This is a genomic window from Pseudomonas sp. Pse1, from assembly GCF_024519635.1.
Taxonomy (GTDB): Bacteria; Pseudomonadota; Gammaproteobacteria; order Pseudomonadales; family Pseudomonadaceae; genus Aquipseudomonas.
The window spans coordinates 19752-42656 of sequence record NZ_JALJRO010000033.1; the positions used below are offsets into that span (position 1 = coordinate 19752).

General features: G+C 62.1%; 16 protein-coding genes and 1 pseudogene. 5 read left to right on the forward strand and 12 right to left on the reverse strand.

The genetic code is table 11. The annotated features are described in order from the left end of the window. Positions 1-10 precede the first annotated feature (10 nt). The 3 genes from NR126_RS27410 (at position 11) to NR126_RS27420 (ending at position 2678) form a co-directional block, all read left to right on the forward strand. Positions 11-652 carry a hypothetical protein gene (locus tag NR126_RS27410; protein ID WP_027619399.1) on the forward strand — a complete coding sequence of 214 codons (642 nt, stop codon included), beginning with the start codon at positions 11-13 and terminating at the stop codon, positions 650-652. A 217-nt stretch (positions 653-869) separates the two neighbouring features. Continuing rightward, on the forward strand, positions 870-2381 hold the full coding sequence (locus NR126_RS27415; RefSeq protein WP_105755880.1) for a YdgA family protein: 1512 nt from the start codon (positions 870-872) through the stop codon (positions 2379-2381). A 120-nt stretch (positions 2382-2501) separates the two neighbouring features. Further along, positions 2502-2678 (forward strand): hypothetical protein, encoded by a 177-nt coding sequence (locus NR126_RS27420; RefSeq protein ID WP_177433283.1) that lies wholly within the window; start codon positions 2502-2504, stop codon positions 2676-2678. Between the two features lie 2 nt (positions 2679-2680). On the opposite strand, the gene NR126_RS27425 is transcribed toward NR126_RS27420, so the two are convergent. After that, complete coding sequence (locus NR126_RS27425) at positions 2681-3253, reverse strand: hypothetical protein (RefSeq protein WP_027619402.1); 573 nt, start codon at positions 3251-3253, stop codon at positions 2681-2683. A 158-nt stretch (positions 3254-3411) separates the two neighbouring features. Here NR126_RS27425 and NR126_RS27430 point away from each other — a divergent pair, with 158 nt between their 5' ends. After that, the gene (locus tag NR126_RS27430) at positions 3412-4416 is read left to right on the forward strand and encodes a DUF4434 domain-containing protein (protein ID WP_105755879.1); all 1005 of its coding nucleotides are present in this window, start codon (positions 3412-3414) and stop codon (positions 4414-4416) included. A gap of 3 nt (positions 4417-4419) precedes the next feature. On the opposite strand, the gene NR126_RS27435 is transcribed toward NR126_RS27430, so the two are convergent. The 11 genes and pseudogenes from NR126_RS27435 to wecB all read right to left on the reverse strand — a co-directional run bounded on the left by NR126_RS27435 (position 4420) and on the right by wecB (position 19936). Then, a complete protein-coding gene (locus NR126_RS27435) occupies positions 4420-5547 on the reverse strand; it encodes an acyl-CoA dehydrogenase family protein (protein ID WP_027619404.1) in 1128 nt (375 codons plus the stop codon). 8 nt (positions 5548-5555) lie between these two features. Continuing rightward, a complete protein-coding gene (locus tag NR126_RS27440) occupies positions 5556-6209 on the reverse strand; it encodes an alginate O-acetyltransferase AlgF (protein ID WP_027619405.1) in 654 nt (217 codons plus the stop codon). Continuing rightward, positions 6206-7678, reverse strand: coding sequence for an AMP-binding protein (locus NR126_RS27445; protein ID WP_256832408.1), 1473 nt, complete (start codon positions 7676-7678; stop codon positions 6206-6208). The genes NR126_RS27440 and NR126_RS27445 overlap by 4 nt, the downstream gene beginning before the upstream one ends. Before the next feature lie 35 nt (positions 7679-7713). Further along, positions 7714-7959 (reverse strand): acyl carrier protein, encoded by a 246-nt coding sequence (locus NR126_RS27450; RefSeq protein ID WP_105755888.1) that lies wholly within the window; start codon positions 7957-7959, stop codon positions 7714-7716. Positions 7960-7984: 25 nt separating this feature from the next. Next, entirely contained in the window at positions 7985-9565 is a 1581-nt protein-coding gene (locus NR126_RS27455) for an MBOAT family protein (RefSeq protein WP_105755877.1), read from the reverse strand. Further along, on the reverse strand, positions 9555-10667 hold the full coding sequence (locus NR126_RS27460; protein WP_256832409.1) for a hypothetical protein: 1113 nt from the start codon (positions 10665-10667) through the stop codon (positions 9555-9557). The genes NR126_RS27455 and NR126_RS27460 overlap by 11 nt, the downstream gene beginning before the upstream one ends. A gap of 3 nt (positions 10668-10670) precedes the next feature. After that, a complete protein-coding gene (locus NR126_RS27465) occupies positions 10671-11666 on the reverse strand; it encodes a twin-arginine translocation pathway signal (RefSeq protein WP_256832410.1) in 996 nt (331 codons plus the stop codon). A gap of 26 nt (positions 11667-11692) precedes the next feature. Further along, positions 11693-14497 (reverse strand): tetratricopeptide repeat protein, encoded by a 2805-nt coding sequence (locus NR126_RS27470; protein WP_256832411.1) that lies wholly within the window; start codon positions 14495-14497, stop codon positions 11693-11695. Between the two features lie 53 nt (positions 14498-14550). Next, positions 14551-16194, reverse strand: a pseudogene (locus tag NR126_RS27475) (glycosyl transferase family protein); the annotation flags it as partial. Positions 16195-16212: 18 nt separating this feature from the next. Next, complete coding sequence (locus tag NR126_RS27480) at positions 16213-18420, reverse strand: hypothetical protein (protein ID WP_256832412.1); 2208 nt, start codon at positions 18418-18420, stop codon at positions 16213-16215. A 352-nt stretch (positions 18421-18772) separates the two neighbouring features. Then, entirely contained in the window at positions 18773-19936 is a 1164-nt protein-coding gene (gene wecB / locus NR126_RS27485) for a non-hydrolyzing UDP-N-acetylglucosamine 2-epimerase (RefSeq protein WP_027619414.1), read from the reverse strand. Positions 19937-20821: 885 nt separating this feature from the next. Between wecB and NR126_RS27490 the strand changes: the two genes are divergently transcribed. Next, on the forward strand, positions 20822-22905 hold a 2084-nt coding region (locus NR126_RS27490), incomplete at its 3' end, for an Ig-like domain-containing protein (RefSeq protein ID WP_256832413.1).

Below are 22905 nucleotides of genomic sequence, written 5' to 3' on the forward strand. Positions count from 1 at the left end.
GATTCCAATAATGAAAAACCCTTATGCTCCCGGCTTCTGGTGCGCCATCGTCGCACTGGTGCTGCTCTCCGCTACGTATTTCTATGGCGTCATGCTGACGCATCAACTCGACAAGGCCCTGATTTTCCTGGACAGCGCCAGCGCCTTGATCGGTGTGTTGTCGATGGTGGTCGTCGCCTGGGCTTCAGTGCAAAGCCGGCGCATCAAGAAAAAACAACTCGAGCAGGGCAAGACCCTGGTGCAGATCTGGGACACCAAGGTCGCGCTGCGTCGGGTCGAAACAGTGTTCGATCGTTATTTCTGGGGCAGTTATTGGCAACCGGGGCGTACTTTTCAGGAAGTCATGGGCGAGCTGACCGGCACCCCACTGGAAAAAAGCCTGGAAGCGCTCAAGGTGCAGTGCCGGGCTCTCGACCAGCAGGTCACCGGTGAAGGCTGGCACTGGCTGAACAATGCTCGCGAACTGTCCAACGTCGCCACGGCCATGGCCCGTGAACGCTATCAACTCGATGTCTGCGATCCGCGCTGCGATTCACCCAACGGTGTGGTCATCAACCGCGATTTTGAAGTACTGGTGTACACCTGGACCGCGCGCCTGAAGAGCTTCGATCACCAACTCGATGAAATGGAGACGCAATACTCCGCTGCTTGATCCCCCTGTTGCCCCAAGACCAGAAATGGCTGATTGCGATCATTCCTACAGCAGTTCGGGAATGATCGCTGGACACTCTTTAACCCTTATTCATTGGGTTGCGCTATACAGCTAATGCTAATCTCCTCGCCACTTTGAGCGACGTCGAGCCACGGCCTGTCACAGGCTTCAGGGAAGACGACAGCACCTCCAGCAACGGACATTGATCAGGTTATTCATGAATAAATCAGCAGGCGTGCTTCTTGGAATTGTCGTGGCCATCGGTGCGATCAGCGTCGGCGGCGCCTGGTACACCGGGACCAAACTGGAAGGGGTATTGCAGAGCACCATCAGCGATGCCAACCAGCAGCTGCAGGCGGCCATGGTCGGCTCCAATGGCACCGCGTCACTGGAACTGGTGTCGCTGGAGCGCCACCTGTTCAGCAGCACCGCCCATTACCGGCTCAAGGGCCAGGGCGAGATGTTCGGCGAGCATGCCGATGGCGTCGAATTGCTGTTCACTGATCGCATCGAACACGGTCCGCTGCCTTTCTCGCGGCTGGTGACCCTGAAGTGGCTGCCGGTGATGGCCACCAGTCATTACACCCTGGAAAAAACGCCGTTCACCGAGAAGTGGTTCGCCGCCACCAAGGACGTGTCGCCGCTCAAAGGCGTGGTCAATCTCGGCTACGACCGTGCTACCAGCGGTACGCTCGAGCTGCTGCCGGTGGATACCGCGCTGGACGAACAGTCGACCCTGAAGTTTTCCGGTCTGAAAGTCGAGGTCTCGGCCAGCGCCGAGGCGCAGAAGGTCAAGGCCGACGGGTACATGGACAGCCTGGTGCTGACCAGCGTGGCCGAGGATGAGTCGCCGGTTAAGGTTGAACTCAATGGGCTGACCCTGGCCAGTAATCTCGCCAAGAGCAGCTTCGGTTACTACCTGGGTGATAACACCGTTGAGGTCGCCAACAGCAAGACCACCTTTGGTGACAAGCAGGAAGTGCTGAACTTCAAGAAGCTGGAAATGAAAACCGCCACCAGCGAATCCGGAACTAACGCAGCGGGGCGCGCCGATTACCGGATTGCCGAGATCAGCCTCAACGACAAGAACATCGGCTCGGCCAAGATGGCCTGGAGCATGAAGAACCTCGACATCCCGTCGACCCTGGCGCTGGTGCAGCTCTATCAGACCAAACTGCAGCCCTACGAGAAGGCTGCTGCCGAAGCAGCGGCTGCCGGTCAACCGGTGCCTGAGCTGAACCTCACGGAAGCCGAGGAAGCGCAGGTCAAGGCCAACCTGGAAAAACTCCTGGCCGCCCAGCCGCAAATCGCCTTGGAGAATCTCTCGTTCACCACCAGCAACGGTGAAAGCAAGGCCAGCCTGGTGGTTGACCTGGCCAAGCCGCAATCGCTGGATCTGCCGGTCGATCAATTAGTGCTGCAGTTGATTGCCCTGCTGGACCTCAACGTGCAAGTGTCCAAGCCGATGATCACCGACCTGGTGAGCCTGCAGGCACTCGCCGAAGGCCAGACCGATGCCAAGGCCATTGCCGAGCAGGCTTTGGCGACCAGTGACATGGTCAGCAGCATGGCGGTCGGTACTCAGCTGGCGACGCTTTCGGGCGATAACATCGTCTCCAAACTGCACTACGCCAACAATCAGGTGGACTTCAACGGCCAGAAAATGACCGTCGAAGAGTTTGTCGGCTTTGTCATGAGCAAACTGGGCAGCCAGGAAGTCGAGCAGTAAGTCTGTCTGCTTGAACACAACGCCCGGCCAGCAGCGCCGGGCGTTTTGTTTTCAGGGATTGGCGTCGCGCCGGGAAAACGCGCACTATCGAGGTAATTCCTGGCGAGTTGGAGGCCAGCCGTGACACAACGTATCGACCGCATTGCCCAATTGCTCAATTGCCCGGTCAAGGGCGAGGAAATGCGCCGGGCAATCACTGAAGCGCGCAAGGATTACCTGCTCGAAGACGACGAGGATGAGGACGACGAGTCATCCGCCGAGTCGGACCTCGCCGATGACGCCGCACCTGAAACCTGACCTCACCACCAACTGCGATTGCTCTCCAGTTCGGAGCGGCATTGCTTGAGCTGCCAGCCGTAGGTTTTCGCCTGTTGCTCGACTTTTCGCGCGACCTGGATCAGCCAGGGTTTTTGCAGATAGCTCTGCCGACTGAACCCGCCGCGACCCTCGTGGTAGGCCAGGTACTGGCTGTAAGTGTCCCACTTGGAAATACCCAGCTGGCGTTGCGTGCCAGCGGCGTACCAGCCGACGAACATCACCGCGTCGTCGAAATTGTCCCGCGAGCCGCCGTTGCCGGTCGCGCTTTTGTACTCACCCCACACCGGATCCTGCGCCTGGGCGTAGCCATACGCCGAGCTGACCCGGCCCCAGGGAATCACCCACAAAAAATAGTCGCGTGGCGGCAGGGCGTCTTCGACGAAGCTGCTTTCCTGCTTGATGATCGCCATCGCCACATGCGGCGGCAGGCCCCAGGCCTTCTCCATCTTCAGCGTGTCTTCATACCAGTCCGGGTACTGGCGGTAGATGCTGCAGATGTTGCCCTGGTCCCTTGGCGGCGTGGTCGAACAGCCGGCCAACAGGGCCAATGCCATGAGTAGCGCAAAAAAACGTCCGTGCAAAAATCACTCAATTGGCGGGGGCCAATCCTGGTGGGTGGAAGAGGGGGCCGATTGGGCAATCCCCATCATAACCGCTCGATAGACGCTATGATGAGCCCTCCAGACACGCAAACACTGTCGAAGAGCACTCAATGCCCACTCCGTTGAACGATCCATGCCAAGGTCGGCGGCAGTTCTTGCGCCTGGCAACCGGTGTCTCGCTGCTCGCCCTGTTCGGCCCGATGCTGGGTTGTTCGCCCAAGCCGCGGATGGATGCGAGCTTCCTGCAGATCTGGAAAAGTCACGCTCAACTCAGTCCCAAGGACTGGCACAACCGCATGAAGGCCATGGGCGATCTGGGCTGTGAAGAGTTGGTGCTGCAATGGGTGGGGCTGCTCGGCGGCGACGAGCCGGACTGGATGCTGCCCGACCCGGTGATGCAGGCGCTGATGGATGCGGCGGGCGAGCAGGGGATCAAGGTGCGTATCGGCCTGCCCTATGACAACGGCTGGTGGCAGGCGCTGTCGGCCACCGACGAGCAGGCCCAAAGCGAATTCTTCAGCAGCTCATTGCAGGCCGCGAGCCGCTACATGCGCGAGTCTCAGTGGTCGAAGCACGCGCAATTCGCCGGCTGGTACATCCCTTACGAAATCGAGCAGTACCACTGGACCGAGCCGGCCCGTCAGGAGCGTTTGGGCAAGTGGTTGATGGCGCTGTCGGGGGTATCGCAGAACGCCGGCCATGGTGTGCCGGCGATTTCCACCTATTTCAGCACCCTGCAAACCGACGGCAGCTTGGTGCAGTTGTGGCAAAGCCTGCTGGATCGGGCGCAGTTGCGGCCCATGGTGCAGGACGGCGTCGGGGTGGCCGGCTGGAAAAACCTCGAGGGCATCGAGCCGCTGCTGGCCTACCTGCGCCGGCGCGACGTGGCGTTCGATGTCATTGTCGAGCTGTTCGAGCAACTGCCGTCGGAGCGTGGCGACGGCACTGACTTCAAGGCGGTTTCCGCCGACTACCACCGCGTCGCCCGGCAACTCAAGTGGGCCCAGGGCACCGGTGCCGAGCGGGTTGTCGCTTTCGCCATCGACCCCTGGGCCACTGGCGACGATCCCCAGGCGCAAAGCCTGCGTCGGCAGTGGCTCAAGTCGCGCTCCTGAGGTTCAGAGCGAGCGGCCGATGATCTCACGCATGATTTCGCTGGTTCCGCCGAAAATCCGCAGCGCCCGGGCATCCGACCAGGCGCGACCGATGCCGTACTCGGCGCTGTAGCCATAACCGCCATGCAGTTGCAGTAGCTCGTCGAGAATCTGCCCCTGCATCTCGGTGGCGTTGAGCTTGGCCATGGCCGCGACAACCGGGTCGAGGTTGCCCTCCATCAGGTTCGCCACGCAGTCGTCGAGGAACACCCGCAGCATGGTCAGGCGCGCCTTGGCGTCGGCCAGGGCGAAGCGGCTGTTCTGATAGTCGATGACTCGCTTGCCGAACACCTTGCGGTCGCGGGTGTAGGCCTTGGTCTGCTCCAGCATGCCTTCGGTCGAGGCCGCCGCGCGCAGGGCAATCGCCAGGCGCTCGCGGGCCAGCTCGTGGCTCATGTAGGTAAAGGCCGAGTTCAGCTCGCCGAGCAGGCAATCGGCAGGCAGGCGTACTTCGTCGAAGAACAGCTCGCAGGTGTCCTGGGCATGTTGGCCGATCTTGCGCATCGCCGGGCCCTTACTGAAACCGGGCAGGCCTTCCTCGACACAGAACAGCGACAAACCGCGCGCGCCGAGGTCGGGGTCGGTGCAGGCGAGGACGATCACCAGCCCGGCGTTGACGCCGTTGGTGATGAAGGTCTTCTGCCCGCTGAGCACGAAGTCGTCGCCATCACGCACCGCTCGGGTACGCACGGCCTTGAGATCGCTGCCAGCGCCGGGCTCGGTCATGGCGATGGCACCGATCACTTCGCCACGGGCCATTGCCGGCAGCCAGCGATCTTTCTGTGCCTGGGTGCCCAGGTTCCACAGGTAGGGCGAGACCATGTCCGAGTGAATCGAGAAGCCGATCCCCAGGCAGTTGGCCCGCGCCAATTCCTCGATCACGACCACGGCATGCCCGAAGTCACCTTCGGCGCCATACGGCGAGGGCAGGGCCGAGTTGAGCAGGCCTTGCTCGCCGGCTTCACGCCACAGCTCACGCGGGGTCACCCCGGCGGCTTCCCACTCGTCATAGCGCGGCAGGATGCGCTCGGCGATGAAGCGCTGGACCTGCTCGCGAAACATCAAATGGTCTTCACGGAATATCTTGCGCATGACGGGGCCTATTTCGCGACGGGTTCGGTGCTGCTGAGCAAGCCCTTCAACACTGGTTTGGCGGCACTGCCGGTGAGGAACAGGCTGTAGTGATCGCCGGCGCGCAGCTGCGGTAACGCCAGTTTTTCTGTCGCAGCGCTGCCGCAACCGGCGGTCAGCGAGGCACTGACCGGGTTGATCGCGCGTGTGCTGGAGCTGTTTGGCGCAACGTCGGCAAACAGTTGCGGGCCACCGTCGGCCACCGACAAGCTTCCTTTGGCACAGTCGCTGGCCAGATTGTAGAAGCGCAATTCGGCTTTCATCGCGTCATCGCTGCCGGCGCTGTCATCCAGCACCTGGAATTTGCCGTCCTGTTGGACAAGGGTGTTGAAGCTGTCTTTTTTCACGGTCATTTGACCGACCGACTTACCGTTGATGGTCACGGTGAAGGGCTCGTCACCTTTGACAATTGCGTAGCTACTGGCCAGTTGCGCAGGGCCGATGGCTTGCTCGGTGCCGGTGCTGATTTTCACCTTGAGGGTGTCCGGCGTCGGGTTGACCACTCGCACGAATGCCGAACCCGGTGCCGGACGTGGTGCGTACAGTTGGGCCAGGACCCCTTCGGCCATAGACGGGCCGGCCAGGCAGGTGCCCAGTAGCAGGATGAGAGCGCGGGGTTTCATGGTTTCTCCTTGGTAGGTTTCATGCGCGTTTCCCGGTATTGAGCTTCCAGGCGCTTGCGGTCGACCTTGTCCGATACGTTGGTGAGGAAGCGTCCGCAGGCCACCAGTTCCGAGGGCACCATGTAGTGCGGCAGGCGTTCGCCCAGTGCTTCTTTCCAGTTGTGCAGTTGTTCCGGCAGCGGGCCGATGACTCCCGGTTCGAGGGTTTCCGGGGTCGAGACGAAGCCGATCATTCGCACCAGGCTGCCATCGGGGCGGCGCAGGGCAATGGTCGCGGCCGCGTGTACGCCCGGCAGGCCGGACAGGGCGGCATCGATTTCACCGAGCTCGATGCGGTAGCCGTTGAGCTTGATCTGATCGTCACGGCGGCCATGGAAGTACACCAGACCCTGGTCGTCGATCTCGCCGATATCGCCGGTGCGGTAGGCGCGCTTGCCTTTGTGCTGGAACAGGCTCTTCGCAGTCAGGTCCGGGCGGCCGAGGTAGCCGCGCATCACGTGATCGCCGGCGATGCAGATCTCCCCGTCATCGAGGAACACTTCGGCATAGGGCTTGGCCCGGCCAATCGACAGCGGGTTGCGCGCGCCGTCCAGCGGGCGCTTGATTTCCACCCAGGTGGTCGAGCAGGTCGCTTCGGTCGGCCCATAGGAATTGATGATGCGTGCATGGGGAAAGCGCGACCAGAGCTGCTCGGCCATGGCCGGGGACAGCGACTCGGCACCGAACACGAACACGCCCAACTGCGGCAGATGCGCGTGGTTGAAATCGTCGTTGAGAAACTGCTGGCGGACGAACGCCGGGGTCGAGGCCCAGACTTGCACGCCGGTGTCGGCCAGGTAGCGCACGAAGGCCACCGGGTCGGCGATGGTCTCCCGTGGGCAGAGCACGCAGGCGCCACCCAGGGCCAGCGCGCCGCACAGGTCGAACAGGGAAAAGTCGAAGCTGAACAGCATCTGGTTCATGAACGCCGGGTGCGGCTTCAGCTCCAGGCAGTCACGGATCCAGCTGGCGAACAGCGCCACGCTGTCGCGGCCGATCTGCACGCCCTTGGGCTCGCCGGTACTGCCGGAGGTGAACATGACGTAGGCGATACCCGGCTCCGCCAATGGTGTCGTCACCGCGGCGCCTTCGGCGAAGCTGTTCAGGGTGGCGTTGTAGACCTTGGCCGCCGCGACCCGCTCGGTGATCAGTTTCAGGCGCTCGGGCGGGTTGATGCTGTCGACCGGCACGTAGGTCACTCCCAGGCGCAGGCAGCCAAGCATGGCGACCACGAACTCGATCTCCTTGTGTCCGGTGATCACCAGTGCGTGGCCCGGCAGGACGCCTGCCGCGAGGGCGCGGGTCTGCCAGGTGTCGGTGGCTTCCAGCAGGGTGCCCCAACTGATCTGGCGTTGGGCATCGCTCAGGGCAAGCGCGTCGGTGGCCTGATCCTGCTCGACGAAATCACAGCGATCGAAATCAAAATGCATATAGCCCCCTGGGTGTGCAGAGAAGGATGTGGGCGTCAGGCTGTCTGGTTTTCCTCGACGAAGGCAGCAAGGGCGTTCAGGGACTCCAAGTGTTCTTCGATTTCCGTCGGGGGAATCTTGCACCCATAAGCCGCCTGCACGGCCAGCACAATATCCACGGCGGTCAGCGAGTCGACCAGTCCGGATTCGATCAGCAAATCATCAGGCGCGACATCCGTCAGGATGACGTCTTTGACGATGTTGCCCAGGGGCTCCAGGAGTTCTTCTTTGGTTTTGCTCACGATGTAATGCTCCACTAATCAGTCATCAGAATTGGAAATACAGGAAGCGCGCTTCCTTGTGCAGGTTCATTAGGCACAGGAACAGCAGCAGTGCCAGAATCACCAGCCATTTAACATTCGGCGCCCAGCGCAGGAAGGCCGGGCCGGTCGGCTGTGGCTTGGCCAGCGAGGGCGACCAGTTGCCCATGATCTGGTGCGAATTGGGCAGGAACCAGACCACGGCCAGCAGCGCCAGGATATGGAATATCTCAAGGTGGCGGCCCATGAACATCCGCCACGCGTCGCCCAGGGCAATACCTGCCGGATACACCACGTTCGGCAGGCTGTCGAACCCCCGCAATCCCAGCATCCCTTCCACCAGGCGCACCGCATCAGAGGTATCAGCGGCACGGAAGAACGCCTGGGCGATGATCACCACGGCAAAGGTCAGCAGCACATAGCCGGCTTCCTTGAGCCAGTTGTCCTTGCGTGCGGCGGCGGGTGTGCGACCGACCACAAAAATCCGCCAGGCATGGTTGATCGACAGGTAGCCGGCATGCAGCAGGCCGAAGATGAAGAACTGCAGACCGGCGCCGTGCCAGATGCCGGCCAGGCCCATGGTGAAGGCGGTTGGCAGGATGATGGTGGCGGCGAATCCACCGAGGGTCGACACGCCCTTGGTGCCCACCGGCATGTTGTGCCGGGTGCGGTAGTTGGAAACCGCCATCGCCACCGGATAGTAGAGATAGGCCGTCAAATAGCGCGTCAGGGTCATGTGCCAGCGTGCCCAGAACTCGATGATGCTGCTGGCCTTGTACGGCGAGTTGAAGTTCAGCGGGAAGCGGATGCCGAACATTTTCGCCAGGCCCAGGGCCATGTCCGAGTAGCCGGAGAAGTCGAAGTACAGTTGCAGCGCATAGGCCAGCCCGGTGCCCCAGGCCGTCCAGAATTGCAGCTCACCCGGCTGGGCGAAGCCGGCATCGGCGAAGGGAGCGATGGGGTCGGCCAGCAGCACTTTTTTAGCTAGGCCGATAACGAACAGCATGCCGCCGACGCTGAGGTTTTCGAAGTTGAAACGGTAGGTCTCGCGCTTGGCGAACTGCGGCATCATTTCCTTGTGATGCAGGATCGGGCCGGCGATCAGGTGCGGGAAGAAGGTCACGAACAGCACATAGCTGAGCAGGCTGCGCTCCTTGACGATGCCGGCGCGGCAGTCGAGGAGGAAGCCGATCTGGGTAAAGGTGAAGAACGAAATCCCCAGCGGCAGGATGATGTCGTCGAGTCGGCCGCTGCCAAAGCCCCAGTCATGGGCGAAATTCATCAGGGTGACAAAGTACTTGTAGTGGATCAGCAGGGCGATGTCCGCCGCCACCCCGAACGTCGCCACCGCCAGTTGCAGGCGCGGCCGATGGCTGGTGCTGAGGATCACCTGGCTGACGGCGTAGTTGAACGCAATCGAGCCGACCAGCAGCATCACGAATTGCGGGTTCCACCAGCCGTAGAACACCAGCGAGGTGATGCACAGCCATACAGCCGCCAGCCGCGGGCTGATCGAGGCGAACAGGTAGTGGGCCGCGAGTGTCACCGGCAAGAACAGGAAGAGGAACAGATAAGAATTAAAGAGCATGGTCGTCCTGCGCGGGCAAGGTGGCCAGTACGGCACGTTCGTCGGCTGTCAGCGGCAGGGACAGGGCCATCTCGGAGAACTCCCAAATCACCAACTTGAGGCTGGCGGGCCACTTGTCGCGTTTCTTCAGGGCGGCGAGCAAGGCGCCGGAGAACTGACCGCCGTCCATGCTCTGGTTCCATACCTGGCGACCCAGGGTGATTCCCAGGCGTTCGGCAAATTCACTGCGCCGGCCATTCGAGCTACCGGCCAGCAGCACTTCCACCGGCGGCGTTTCATCCAGCAGGCCGCCACTGCGCACTGGCTCGATGGTCACCGGTTGCACTACGTCCAGCGGCGGACGCCAGGCCGGCTCGGCTTTTTCCAGGCCGGCCAGGGTGATCAGGTCGCCCATGCGCGGCTCGGTTGCGCCGAGAGGCGAGACGGTGAAGGTCTGGTTGCCCTTACTGCCCAGCAGCGCCAAGGCGCGATTGCCGACCACCTCGGCAGCAGCTTGGGCGCCGGTGGCGGTCATGTGCACATCGGTATGGAAGAAACGCGGTTCGCTGCCTTGGGCCAGCGCCGGGTAGAGATCGGTGTAGGGCACGCCATCGCGCTCCAGGCGACTTTGCCAGAGCTGCAGGCGCGCTTGCATCAGTGCGCTCTGTTGCAAACCGCACAGGCCTTCAGTCTGGATTCGCGACTTGTCCGGCACGGTCACTACCAGCACCTGCAAGCCCTGCTTGCGCAGGTCGCCGACCCAGTGATTCATCAATCGCACCCGCCCGTCATAGGCGTCGTGCACCCCGGGTTGCGGGCGCAGGCCGTCGCGGTAGAACAGCCAGCTTGGGCAACCCTGGACGACTTGCGCGCCAAGGTCGCCGAAGAAGCGATAGCGCACCGCCGAGGTGATGGTGTCGGCCTCGTCCTGCAGCGGCAACTTCATCACATGCCCCAGCACCTGCCCGGCTGTTCCATCGACCCAGGCCGCCGGCTTTAGTTGCCCGGGCTCCAGCTTGGCCTGGGCGAGCATCCAGATGCCCACGGCCTGGCCGATCACCAGCAAAGCAATGATCGCGCTGGCGCTCATGCGGTGCGAGACCGGGGTTTGCTCAGTCGCCATCGATCAACGTCCCAGGGCTTTTTGCATACGCTGGCGCCAGGCGCTGTCGCTCATGATCGAAGCGTTGTCCCAGAAACCGGTGGCTTGCGGGCCATAGGAGTAGCTGGGCTCAAACATCTGCCAGACCAGCACCTGCGGCGGGTTTTTCTTGAAGTCGGCGGACTCCAGGTATTCCAGCAGCATCACCCAGTGGCCGATGTTGCCCGGCTTCCAGTTCACCGAAACCGGACGGTCGAGGACGTTGGACAATTTCTGCGGGAAGCCGAAGTACGGCTGCACCATGCTGTGGCCGGTCACGTGCACCGGTGCCGGGGCGGAGTCGAGCAGGCTGCCGCTGGTGTCCTGGCGGCGTACCACGAAGGTTTCGCGGCCGGTGGCCTTGCGTTGGTCTTCGGTCAGGAAGCGTTCGGCCAAGTCGCCGAAACGCCGCTCATTGAACTCTTTACCCAACTGCATGCCGGAGCCGGCGTTGCCCTTGAGGTTCGGCTCGACCTGCTTGATCAGCGCGGCGGTGGCCACGGCGGTAGCGTCGGCGGCCGGCTGCGCCCAGTGCTGGTCGGTACGGTAGAACACGTCCTTGCCAGCGCTTTTGACCTGAGCCAGCACGGCAGCGTCGTCGAAGGTCGGGATGCCGGCCTGCTTGAGCTTGCCGAGAATCGCCTGGTAGCGCTCCTTGACCTGCGGGCTGAGGGCTTTGTCGGCCGGCAGCTTGTCCTGATAGAACAGGGTCTTGTCCGGCAGCATCAGCACGATGAGTTTCACCCCGCGCGCTTGCAGGGCGTCGCGGGTGTCTTTGATCAAGGCGGTGTTGCTGTCGATGCTTTTGGTGTCGACGGTCGTCAGACTGCCCCAACCGGGGAATAGCCAGCCGTCCTTGCCGCGAATCACCATCGAGGAGTCATCAGCCTGCGCCGCGCCCATGCACAGCATCAGTGTGGCGCCGATTACAGGCGTGGTCAGTTGCTTGAAGTTGTGCGCGACCAATCGTGAAAAAGACATGGCAAAGATCCTTGTGACTACGGGTCTCAATAGGAAAAAATCAGGTTCATGAACAGGCCCTTGGCGCGCTCGGTGGCACCGCCGCCAATCGGGTAGCGGTACTGCATCGACCAACTGACGGACGAGCGCGGCGCGTGGTAATGGTCTTCGCGAAACCAGTAGCGCGCGGCGATACCAGGGCCGACCCCCAGCGACCAGGAGGTCGCATCGTTGGTCAGCGACCAGTCCTGGCTGACGTTGCTCAAGTCGATCAGCGGGTTATTGCCGAAATCCAGGCCGGTGGCCTTGTCTTTCTGCCAGATCCAGTCCGCCGCGGTGACCACGTGCGGAAAGATCACCACGTTCGGCCCCAGAGCATCGAATTTCAGGCTGCGGCCAACACGCAGTTCACTGCTGGCAAACACTTGCTGGCGCTTGAGCTGGCCGTCGGTCTTGGCCAGTTGCCGGGTGCGGCTGCCGTTGGTGTCGACGTCATACGCGGTGAAGGTCGCATCGTTGTCTTCCCAGCTGTAACCGAGCTGGGCGTAGCCATCCATGGTGAACCAGTTTGATTCATTCATGCGCAGCTCGGTGCCCTTGTAGAAACCGTAGGTGATGTACGACAGCCAGCCCCCCGCATCGCTGTCGAGTTGATAACGGGTGAGCATGCCGTTGATCGCCGGATTGTTGGTCCGGTTGGCGTCAAGGACTGCATTCTGGATCGCGCATTGATCGCCACGCTTGGATGGATAGACCGTTCCTTCACGGGTCGCCGAGCCGAGGAAGAAGCGTCGCTCCAGGCCAAACGTAAAGCCGGTGTCCGAGAGCATGTAGCGCACCCCCAGCGAGCCGATGGTGCTGGGGAAGCCGGTGGTGCTGCTGGTGCCGTTGCTGCGATCGTTGCTGTCGATGTTGTTGATGGTGTTGCCGCTGCAGGGGTCGACGAACTGGTTGGATTCGAATTGGCTGCCTTCGTCATACAGGGTGTTGGTCAGTCGCCCGTAGACCTCGAGGATGCCGTTCTGATCATTGAACTGGGTTGGCCGCCAGTACAGCTCGGCGGTACTGAACAGCGAGTCGCCCGCCGTGCTCAGGCCGGCGCCGCTGCTGTTAGTAGTCGGTTGCGCGCCGCGATAGCCGAGCGAAACGGTCGCGCCCCATTCGCGGTCCAGTCCGGAAATCGCGCTGCGGGTGTTGTAGCGCTGCTCGTCGTCCATCTCCAGCTTGTTGGCATCGGCCAGGTCGATGGCTTTCTTCAGTTGTTTGACCGCCCCCGGGTTGTCGCCCATGGCTGACTGGGCGTAGGCCTGATTGAGGATAACGCTCGGTGGCGCCTTGCCCGTCGCCTCGGCGGCGCGGTAGTCCTGCAACGCCAGGTCGGGCTGGCGATTGCGTTGGCGCACGTAGCCGCGCTGGATCAGCAGGTCGGCATCGTTGGGCGTGACCGCCAGTGCACGGGACAAGCGTTGGTCGGCTTCGGCGACCTGGGCAGGGTTGCCCGATGCCAGGGCGGTGGTCAGCAGGCGCTGGTAGTCCGGATTGTCCGGTGCCTGTTCAACGGCCAGGCGCGCCTGGGTGATCGCTTCCTGATAGTCCTGCCGACCATAGGCGGCATAGGCCGCAGTGGCGGGGCCGCCGGGACCGGTGACCTGGTCGGAGGGCAACAGCTCGCACTGGGTGCCGTAGGGCGTGTCCTGGCAGGATTGGGCCGGCGCCGGATAGAGCGCGGTGGTCAGTTTGGCCGGTGGCTTTTTTGCTTCATCCAGGGCTTTGCGGCGCTTGATGGTCGCTTCGTCGCTGGCGTCCAGTTGGCTGAGCAACTGATCGGCGCGGGCCGTGTCGCCCGAGGCCAGGGCGCCGTCGATGGCAATCAGGCGCACGTTGCGCCGTTGGTCATCGTCGAGCCAGTCCTGAGCCAGGGCCTCGTCGAAATCGCCTTTGGCTGCGTCGGCGTTGCCCTGCAACTGGCGCAGGTAGGCACGCATGACCAGCATGACGGTGTTTTCGTCGTTCTCCTGCAGGGCTTCAGTGGCGGCCTGTTCGGCGGCGGCCGGCTGTTTGTTCTGCAGCAGGGCGGTGACCAACAGCAAGCGTTGGCTGGCAACATCCGGGGCGAGGTCAACAGCCACCCGGGCCAGTCTGGCAGCTTCAGCCGGATTATGTTCGATCAGCGCCTTGTACGCCTGTTGGGTCGGCAGCACGGCCATGCGCCGTTGCAGCATGGCCCGACGCGCTTCAAGGTCGCTGAGGTTCGGTGGCTTCAAGGCGATGGCCTGGTTGGCCGCAGCGACCCCTTCCGACCATTTTTCCTGAGCCTCCAGGGCGTCGAGCCAAAGCAAGGCCCACGGCCCTTGAGTCGGGTCGGCGCGGAAGGCTTGCTCACCATAGCTGGCAGCGCCTGGCATGTCGCCGGCGTTGTAGGCGGCATAACCTTTGGTCGCCAGCGGGAAACCCTTTTGGTAGGCGGCGGAAGGGCCTTTACCTGGCGCAGCGGCGCCTTGCGGCTGGAGATTTTTCACCGTGGCGCGCAAGGCAGGATCATCCACCCCGCGTTTGATTGCCGCCTGGGCTGCCTGGCGTGCCTGGGTCGTGCGTCCAAGTTTTTGCAGGGTGTAGACCTGCAACAGATTCAGCCGTACCACATCCGGACGCAGCTTCAGCGCCGCGTTGACTTGCTCGAGCGCGTCGCGATAGCGGCCGGCCTGGTAACTCTTGTAAGCCAGATCGGCCTGCTGCCAGGCCTCGCCCTCCAAAGGCGCCTCATAGGCGGCAGCCGACGCTGGCAACGACAGGAAGGATGCGCCGCAAAACAGCGCTGCTGTGAGCACAAGTAAGCGCGAAGTCGGAATCATGGCAGCTCGGTTGATCGTGGTTCGTCGGGAGGCGCGGCGAGTGGTTCGCCCGTGTCGTTCTGGAAGGAGATCGCTTCGCTCAGGGTGGCCTGGTCGAGGTACCCGTGCTCCAGCAAAATCTGCCCCAGTGGCTTGTGTTCGGTGGCCTGGGCCTCCAGGGCCTTGGTCAGCGACTCCTGGTCGATCGCCCGCCACGACATCAGCAGGTCACCCAGGCGCAGGCGCTGTTGAACGAGCTGATCGGAGGACGGGAAGTCGTGCATGGTCTTGTCCCAGACCAGCGGCTTGCCGAGGAACAGGTGGCCCAGGTACAGGCGCCAAGCCCGTGCGGCGGCCATGGCGTTGATGAAGTTGCCGATGATCATCCGTGGCGCCGAGAGAATCGCGTGCTCCCAGCCGTACAGCCGGCCGACAAAGTAGCCACGCTGGAACACCCGCATGCTCAATAGGATGCCGTTCGCCCACATCAACTGCAGCAGGCCGCTGTGGGGGGTGAACACTGAAGGGAAATAAGTGGTCCACCAGCCCATCGAGGTCATCAGCATGAACAGCAGGTGCTGGGCCAGCAGGACATAGGCGACGATCGCCACGAACGAGGTGATCAAGCCCTTGCGGTCACGATACAGCAGGTACTTGGTGGCCAGCGAACCTTCCCAGCCCACCTGACTCCAGCCTTGCAGGCCAATGCCCAGGGTCCAGCGGGCTTTCTGCCGATAGGCGGTGCGGAAGGTGTCGGGGAAATACTCACGCACGCCCAACGGCATGTGCACCGCGACCATATCCACCGCACCATGGCCAAACCACTTGGTGCGCTTGGCGATGTAGTCCACCGGGAATTTGCCGAAAATCTGCTTCATGCCGCGCCGGGCGAGGCGCGCACCGATGTCGTAGTCCTCGGTGAGGGTGTCGGTGTTGAACGGCTGATTATCGGTTTCGGCCGAGAGCTGAAGCAGGGCTCGGCGCGAGAAACAGGTGCCGACACCGGCCGACGGCACCATCTTCGACATGCTTTCACGCACCACCAGGTCCTTGGTGTGCCACTCGGCAAACTCGTCCATGTAGGTGCCCGCCACCAGCTCGTACCACTCCCGTTCCAGGGACGTTACCGGCAGTTGGATGAAGTCGATACGTGGCAGCAGGTAATTGAAGTAGTGCAGTTCCAGGTGATGCAGGACGTCTTCGCTGTCATGCAGGATGACCCCGGCAAACGGCTCCGGCTGGCGCAGGTCCTGGGCGAAGATCGCCTGGATGATCCAGTTCAGGCAGTCGGCCTTGCAGGTCGGGCCGTCGTGGGGGACTTCGACGCGGATCAGCTGTTTATAGCGCCGACGCATGCGCTCCACCTCTTCGATGGTGCGCGCGTCGTTGCAGTAGGTGCCGACGAAGATGTAGTAGTTCTTGTACTCGAGCGAACCCACCATGTTCTCGAGCATCGGCGCGATCACGTCGTATTCGAGCCAGGCCGGGATCATGATCGCCAGCGGCTGCTCGCGCTTGGCGCGCAGTTGCTCGGCGGTCAGCTTCTTGTAGCGGTGCTTGACCGTGAGCGAGCGGTACGTCTGGCGCGCCCAGTACCAGCCATCGATGAACAGGTCATCGAGGCTGGAGAGCATGATCAGCACGCCGACTATCACGGTCACGATTTCGAGAACGTGATAGTAGTCCGCTAATAGGTACGGCAAATATAGCGACGACATGTGCTGTTCCCGTGGTCGTTACAAGCCTTGTTTCTTTTTCTGGCGGCGGGCCAGAACACCCAGCACCAGCAGTACCAGCAATGAAGCGGCAAACAGTGGCAACACCCACGCCAGGTACTTGCGCCATTGGTGGAACGGCGTCTCGCTCAGGCCCATCGACTGGCTCAGTTGCGGGTTGGAGCTGTCGACCCAGGTCAGCGGTCCTTCCTCACCCAACACCACGGCATTGCCCTGGTTGAACACGAACGGTGCGCGCGGAGTCAGCACCTGGTCACCCAGGGCGTACCAGATCACGCCGTGCTGGTTGTTCGAGTCGACCACCGAGGCGGCGCTCAACGGCTGCGGCCCGGTCAGGTCAAGCAGGCGCTTTTCATCACCACCGGCGCGCAGGCGTTGCAGGTCCTTGACGTCGATCAGCGGCTTGGCGCCGTCGACCGGCACATCCAGCGACAGGAACGGCTTGGTTGGTTTGAACACCTGGCTGCTGTCGGCCAGGGTCAGCTCGGCGTTGACCGGCGACACCGAGGCGGCGCTGGCGAGGCGAATGATCTGGCGCAGATTGGCCGCCGGGTTATCCAGGGCGGTTTTCGGCACAATCACCTGAGCATTGCCGGCGAGCAGTGGCAGCAGGCCGACAAAGGTCCCGTCCGGCTCGGCATCCGAAGAGCGCAGGTAGCTGGTGGGCAGCACGTTGACCGGATAACCCTGCGGAATCTCGGCGCAGTTCGGCGAGACCGGTTGGCGCTGGAAACGCACCTGCAGGTTGTTAGTCACGCCCAGTGCATAGCCAGGGACGCGGGCCGTCAGGCGTTCGGGTTGGCCGTCGGCGGACAATTGCTTGGCATTGAGCAGGATGCCGTTCCACAGCACCGAAGCGACTGGCAGGGTGCTGGAGGCGCCCGGTGCGGCGGCGACATCCAGTACCAGCTCGCCGGGCATGCGGCCCTGGACAGCGACAGCGCTCAGCGGGAATACCGCCGTCCACTCGCCACGCGTGACGACATCGAAAGCGGTGGTTGAACCACCGAGTGCGCTGACGCGCATTTCACGCTGACTGGCATCGCCGCTCTCGCCGGCCTGGCTGATGGTCGCTTCGGAGGAGACCAGCACATTGCGCCAGTGCGAATCAAACACCCCGGCGGCCTTGGCGCCCGCATCGGCGGCCACCGCAATCACGGCCTGGTGACCGAGACTGACCAGTTGGATCTGTTGGCTGCCCGGAACTTTCTGCGCGGCGCTGGCATGACGGCTGCGCCATTCCTGCACAGCCTTGACAGCATCTTCGTCGTTTTTCAGTTGATCTTGCAGAGCATCCAGCGCGGCGTTGATCTGGCCCACCAGCGCAGTGTCGGCAATGGCCAGATCGGCGCGGGTCGCGCTGGCGTCCAGCACCAGCAATGCGCCCAGCTCGGCGGCGTTGGCCACCTTGTGCTGGGTCTTGCCGGCGAGGGCCGAGAACGGTGCGACTGAGGTCAGCGCGGAGGGGATCTTCAGACCATCGACCGCAACGGTTTCGCCCACGGACGGAAACGCCCTGACCTGAGCGCGCTTGGCGTTGCGTTCCAGTGCCACGCCCAGGCGCCAGGCGCTATCAAAGCTTTGTTGTTCAAGCTTGCCGGCGGCAATCAGGATCACCGGTTTGCCGGGCAGGGTGCTCCAGGCATCGGCCAGGGTGTGCAGGCCCTGCATTGAATAGCGGTAAGTCAGTGCGGTGTCCGGGGAGAGCGTCAGGATGTTGCTGCTCTGGCGCGTCGGTTCGCACAGGGTCTGGCCGCTGGGGGAGCTCCAATCGACGGTGAAGTCGACAAAACCGGACTCATGGCGACGCGCCTCGACCGGGAGGACGCGGGCCAGGTCGCCTTCGCGCTCGGTGATGCGCTGGGCATACAGCGGCCGGCTATCAACGGACAGTCGCAACGCGGCAGCGGCTTCTTCACCCTTGATGAAATCGCCCTGAATGTTGATCGAGGCGGCATCCAGCGCGACGCCCTTGGGCACCGGCAGGAAGAAGGATTGATGGTTATCACTTTCTTGCAGCACCACCGGATTGGTGATGCCCATATCGGCCAGCGACACGCTGCGTTGTACCCAGTCGTCCTGCGCCAGGGTGCGGATCGCATCGCTGCCAGGCGAGGCCATGGCAAACAGCGGGGTCGCGAATGGTGCGACCAGCACAACCTGTTTGAGGAGGGTGAGGCACTGCTTACGATTCGAGAAAGTATTCATGCGTAGTATCGGCCGCATCTTGTAAGTGAGAGGTCTCGACTGCCCTGCGCGGATCCACGGCCAATGGCGTGGCCCCGCGCAGGCGACAGGCGATGTACACGGGCTCAGTGACGGTGCTCAGCCGGGATACGGGCTGGGGCACATACCTCTAATGGGCTGGCATGAGCTCGAACAATAAGTGGCAGTGCTGGAGGGAATGTGGCCATTGTTTTTCCATGTGGCTGCATTGGATCCATCCCCGCATTGGCAGCCACACTGTGTAGTGTTGCAGTGCCATGTGTCAATATTTTGATGTGTTTTCTTTTTTTTAACGCGCCTTTGGTTTGGCGCGACGTTATTTTGACTTGTTAGTTTAGACGAAGGTTGAGTGATTTGCCGGAAGAGGCGGCTCGAATTCGTCAAATGGGCGGCCTGTAAGGGCCGAAATAATGCGGCCGCTGGCGTGTCCATCGCCGTACGGGTTAACGCTGCGCGCGACCTGCTGGTAATGCTCGGTATCGTCGAGAAACCCATGGACGGCGCTGACGATGCGCTCGCTCCGGGTGCCCACCAGTGTCACTGTTCCGGCACTGACCGCTTCCGGGCGCTCAGTGGTATCGCGCATCACCAGCACCGGTTTGCCCAGGTGTGGCGCTTCTTCCTGGACGCCACCGGAGTCGGTGAGGATCAGGTAGGCGCGGCGCATGAACCAGACGAAGTCCAGGTAATCCAGTGGCTCGATCAGGTGGATATTCGGCAAGCCGGACAGGGTCGCCATGACCACATCGCGCACCTGCGGATTCAAATGCACCGGATAGACGACCTGCACATCGTCGCGCTGGGCGATTTTCGCCAGCGCCGTGCAGATCTGTTTGAAGCCATCGCCGAAGTTTTCGCGGCGGTGACCGGTCACTAGCACCAGTCGCTGTGACGGGTCGACCCAGTCGTAGCGTGCCGCCAGTTCGGCGTCCATCTGCGGATTGTGTTCGAACTTGCGCAGTGTCAGGTCCAGCGCATCGATGACCGTATTGCCCGTGACATAAATACGCCCTTCGAGGTTTTCCTTGAGCAGATTTTCACGGGAGGTGACGGTTGGGGCGAACAGCCATTTACCCATCACATCGACCACTCGCCGGTTCATTTCCTCGGGGAAGGGTTGGGTCAGGTCGCCGGTACGCAGGCCCGCCTCGACGTGACCGATCGGGATACGCCGATGAAATGCCGCCAAGCTGCAGGCGGTTGCTGTCGAGGTATCGCCATGCACCAGCACACAATCGGGGCGGACCTCTTCGAGCAGGGCATCGACCCGCGTCATCAGGCGCGCAAACAGGCCGTTGAGGGTTTGCCCGGGAACCATGACGTCAAGATCGTGGTGCGCCTGGATCTCGAACAACTGCAGCACCTGATCGAGCATGTGCCGGTGCTGCCCGGTGGTGCAGACGATGCTTTCAATGCCTTCAGCCCCGGCCAAACCGTGGACCAGCGGTGCCATCTTGATACCTTCCGGGCGAGTACCGAACAACGACAGTACCTTCATGGTTTTGCGACTCCTTGCAGGGGATGGCCCCGCGCGTTTTCCGTTTAAGCCCCGAGGATGGGGTCGCAAGATAGTAGACCTGTCGAAACAGGTCTGTCAGCGCTCCCTGAAGGCGTCGTACTGTTGTCTGGCGGCGAAGGGGTTTCGTTCCCGGGTGGCAGAAAATTTTTCGTGGGAGCGCAAAACCAGCGTCGTTGCTGCCCTTTTTACCGTGGCTCAAGAAAAAAGTATTACAGAATGTAACAAGGCCTAACTGCTTAATACTTTTGGCATGTTTTGATCATTAATCGAACATCCCCAAGCGCTGGGTTAGCATTTTATGATAATGAAATTACCATCCAGTTATTTTTGATTTAAATAGCGCAATCACCTGTGTTTAATCTGTTTTGCCGTGGCGGTAGTGTGGGTATTAACGGATTGAACTTTTTTCTTTGACGCCAACTTTATGCTCGCTAGTATCCCCTCAAGCGAGCCGTCATTAGTGGGGTAGAAATGTTCTGCCGCGACGGTCTGACGCTTACTTCTTGCCTCTTTTCCAGGCCTGTTCGACAGGTCCGGAGACAGGGTGCGAATCCCCAGTAAACGGGTCAAAAGACAGGGAGCGTCTACGGTGATCAAACCCCTCCGCAAGCGCTGGCAGCCAGGTTTGACACTGCAGGCTGACGTTACAGCGCTCCTGTTCAAGTTCAACTTATCGAGTGTTCGCCAGGTTCCATGCCCGGCCTGCAGTGAGCGCTCTGGCGTGGGTTGAATACAACTTCTGGATTAATCCTTTTATATAACTTTCGCTGATTCGAGCGTTCGGCCTCTTTTTAAGTGGCTGCGCACGCGTTCGACTCGCTTTTGTTATCGGGTTCGACTAGCTGATACAAAAACAGGTGTGCGATGAAGAATATTGTAATAGTCGACAAGGCGACGGGGGCGGCCACCGAACAAGCGTTCGGTAACGTCGCCCTGACCGGAACCAGTGTTGTAAAAGTGCCTATCAACCCCGGCAGCATCCAGTCGATGCAACAGTCGGGCAAAAACCTGGTTATCACGCTCAAAAATGGCGGCACGATCACTGTCCAGAACTTCTTTGTGGTCGACAGTGATGGTGCGGCCAACCAGCTGGTGCTGGAAGACAGCGACGGAACCCTGCTGCTGGGCAGTTATTCCAGCCCGTACTCAGGCTTCAGCTGGAGCGAAATCGGCTCCGTCGAAGACCTGATGGCCGCCACCGCAGCCGGCAATACCACGCCGGATTGGCTGGCGTGGGGGCTGACCCTGTTGGGTGTAGGCGGTGCGGCTGCGATCTTCTTCGGCGGGCATGGCGGTAGTGGCGGAGGCGGTGGCGGTGGTGCCGACACGACTCCACCGGACGCACCTACCGGTCTCGCGTTCAATCCAACCGGTACGGTTCTCAGTGGCCGGGGCGAGCCAGGCACTACTGTAACCGTCAAGGATGCCGGCGGCCGAGTGATCGGCGTCGGCACTGTGGGCTCGGACGGCAGTTTCCAGGTCGCGCTGACCACGGCGCAAACCAATGGTGAAACCGTCTCGGTCACCCTCACCGACCCATCGGGCAACGTGTCTGCACCAGGCGAGGTTACCGCCGGCGATACCACCGCCCCGGCTGCGCCGACCGATTTGGCGGTCAGTGCCGATGGCACCACCGTCAGCGGCAAAGGCGAACCCAACACCACGGTCACCATCAAGGACGCCAACGGCAACGTGATCGGCACCGGTACAGTGGGGGCCGACGGCACATTCCAAGTCACCCTGACCACCCCGCAAATCAACGGCGAAACCCTGACCGCCACCCTGACCGATGCCGCGGGCAACGTGTCGGCGCCGGCCAGCGTCGACGCCGGCGACACCACCGCCCCGGCCGCCCCGACTGATTTGAGTGTCAGTACCGATGGCAGCACGGCCAGCGGTAAAGGCGAGCCCAATACCACGGTCACCATCAAGGATGCCAACGGCAATGTGATTGGCACCGGCACGGTGGGCGCCGACGGCACTTTCCAGGTTGCCTTGACCACCCCGCAAACCAACGGCGAGCCCCTCACCGCCACCTTGGCCGATGCCGCGGGCAACGTGTCGCTGCCGGCTGACTTCAACGCCGGTGACACCACGGCGCCGGCCGCGCCGACCGACCTGGTCGTCAGCGCCGATGGCGCCACCGTCAGCGGTAAAGGTGAACCCAACACCACCGTCACTATCAAGAATGCCGGTGGTGATGTCGTGGGTACCGGTACGGTGGGTGCCGACGGCACCTTCCAGGTCACCCTGATTGCGCCACTGACTCGCGCCGAGGCCCTGACCACGACCCTGACCGACGCGGCAGGCAACATCTCCCCGCCTGGCAACGTCAATGCGCCGAACATCGTCGATGGCCGTGACCTCTCCCCTCCCGACGCCCCGACAGACCTGGTGGTCAGTGCCGATGGCACCACCGTCACCGGCAAGGGCGAACCCAACACCACCGTCACCATCAAGGATGCTGACGGTAACGTCATTGGTACCGGCACCGTCGGCACCGATGGCACCTTCGAAGTGGTCCTGACCACTCCCCAGGTCAACGGCGAAATCCTGACCGTCACCCTCACCGACACCGCCAACAACGTCTCCGCGCCAGGCGAAGTCACTGCGCCGGATATCGATGATACGGATGCGGATGCTGACGCGGATGCTGACGCTGACGCCGACGCCGACGCCGACGCCGATGCCGATGCCGATGCGGATGCGGATGCCGATGCCGATGCGGACGCCGACGCTGATGCCGACGCGGATGCTGACGCTGATGCCGATGCCGATGCCGATGCCGATGCCGATGCTGACGCTGACGCTGACGCTGACGCTGATGCCGATGCCGATGCCGATGCCGACGCTGATGCCGATGCCGATGCCGACGCCGATGCGGATGCGGATGCGGATGCTGACGCCGATGCCGATGCCGATGCCGATGCCGATGCCGATGCCGATGC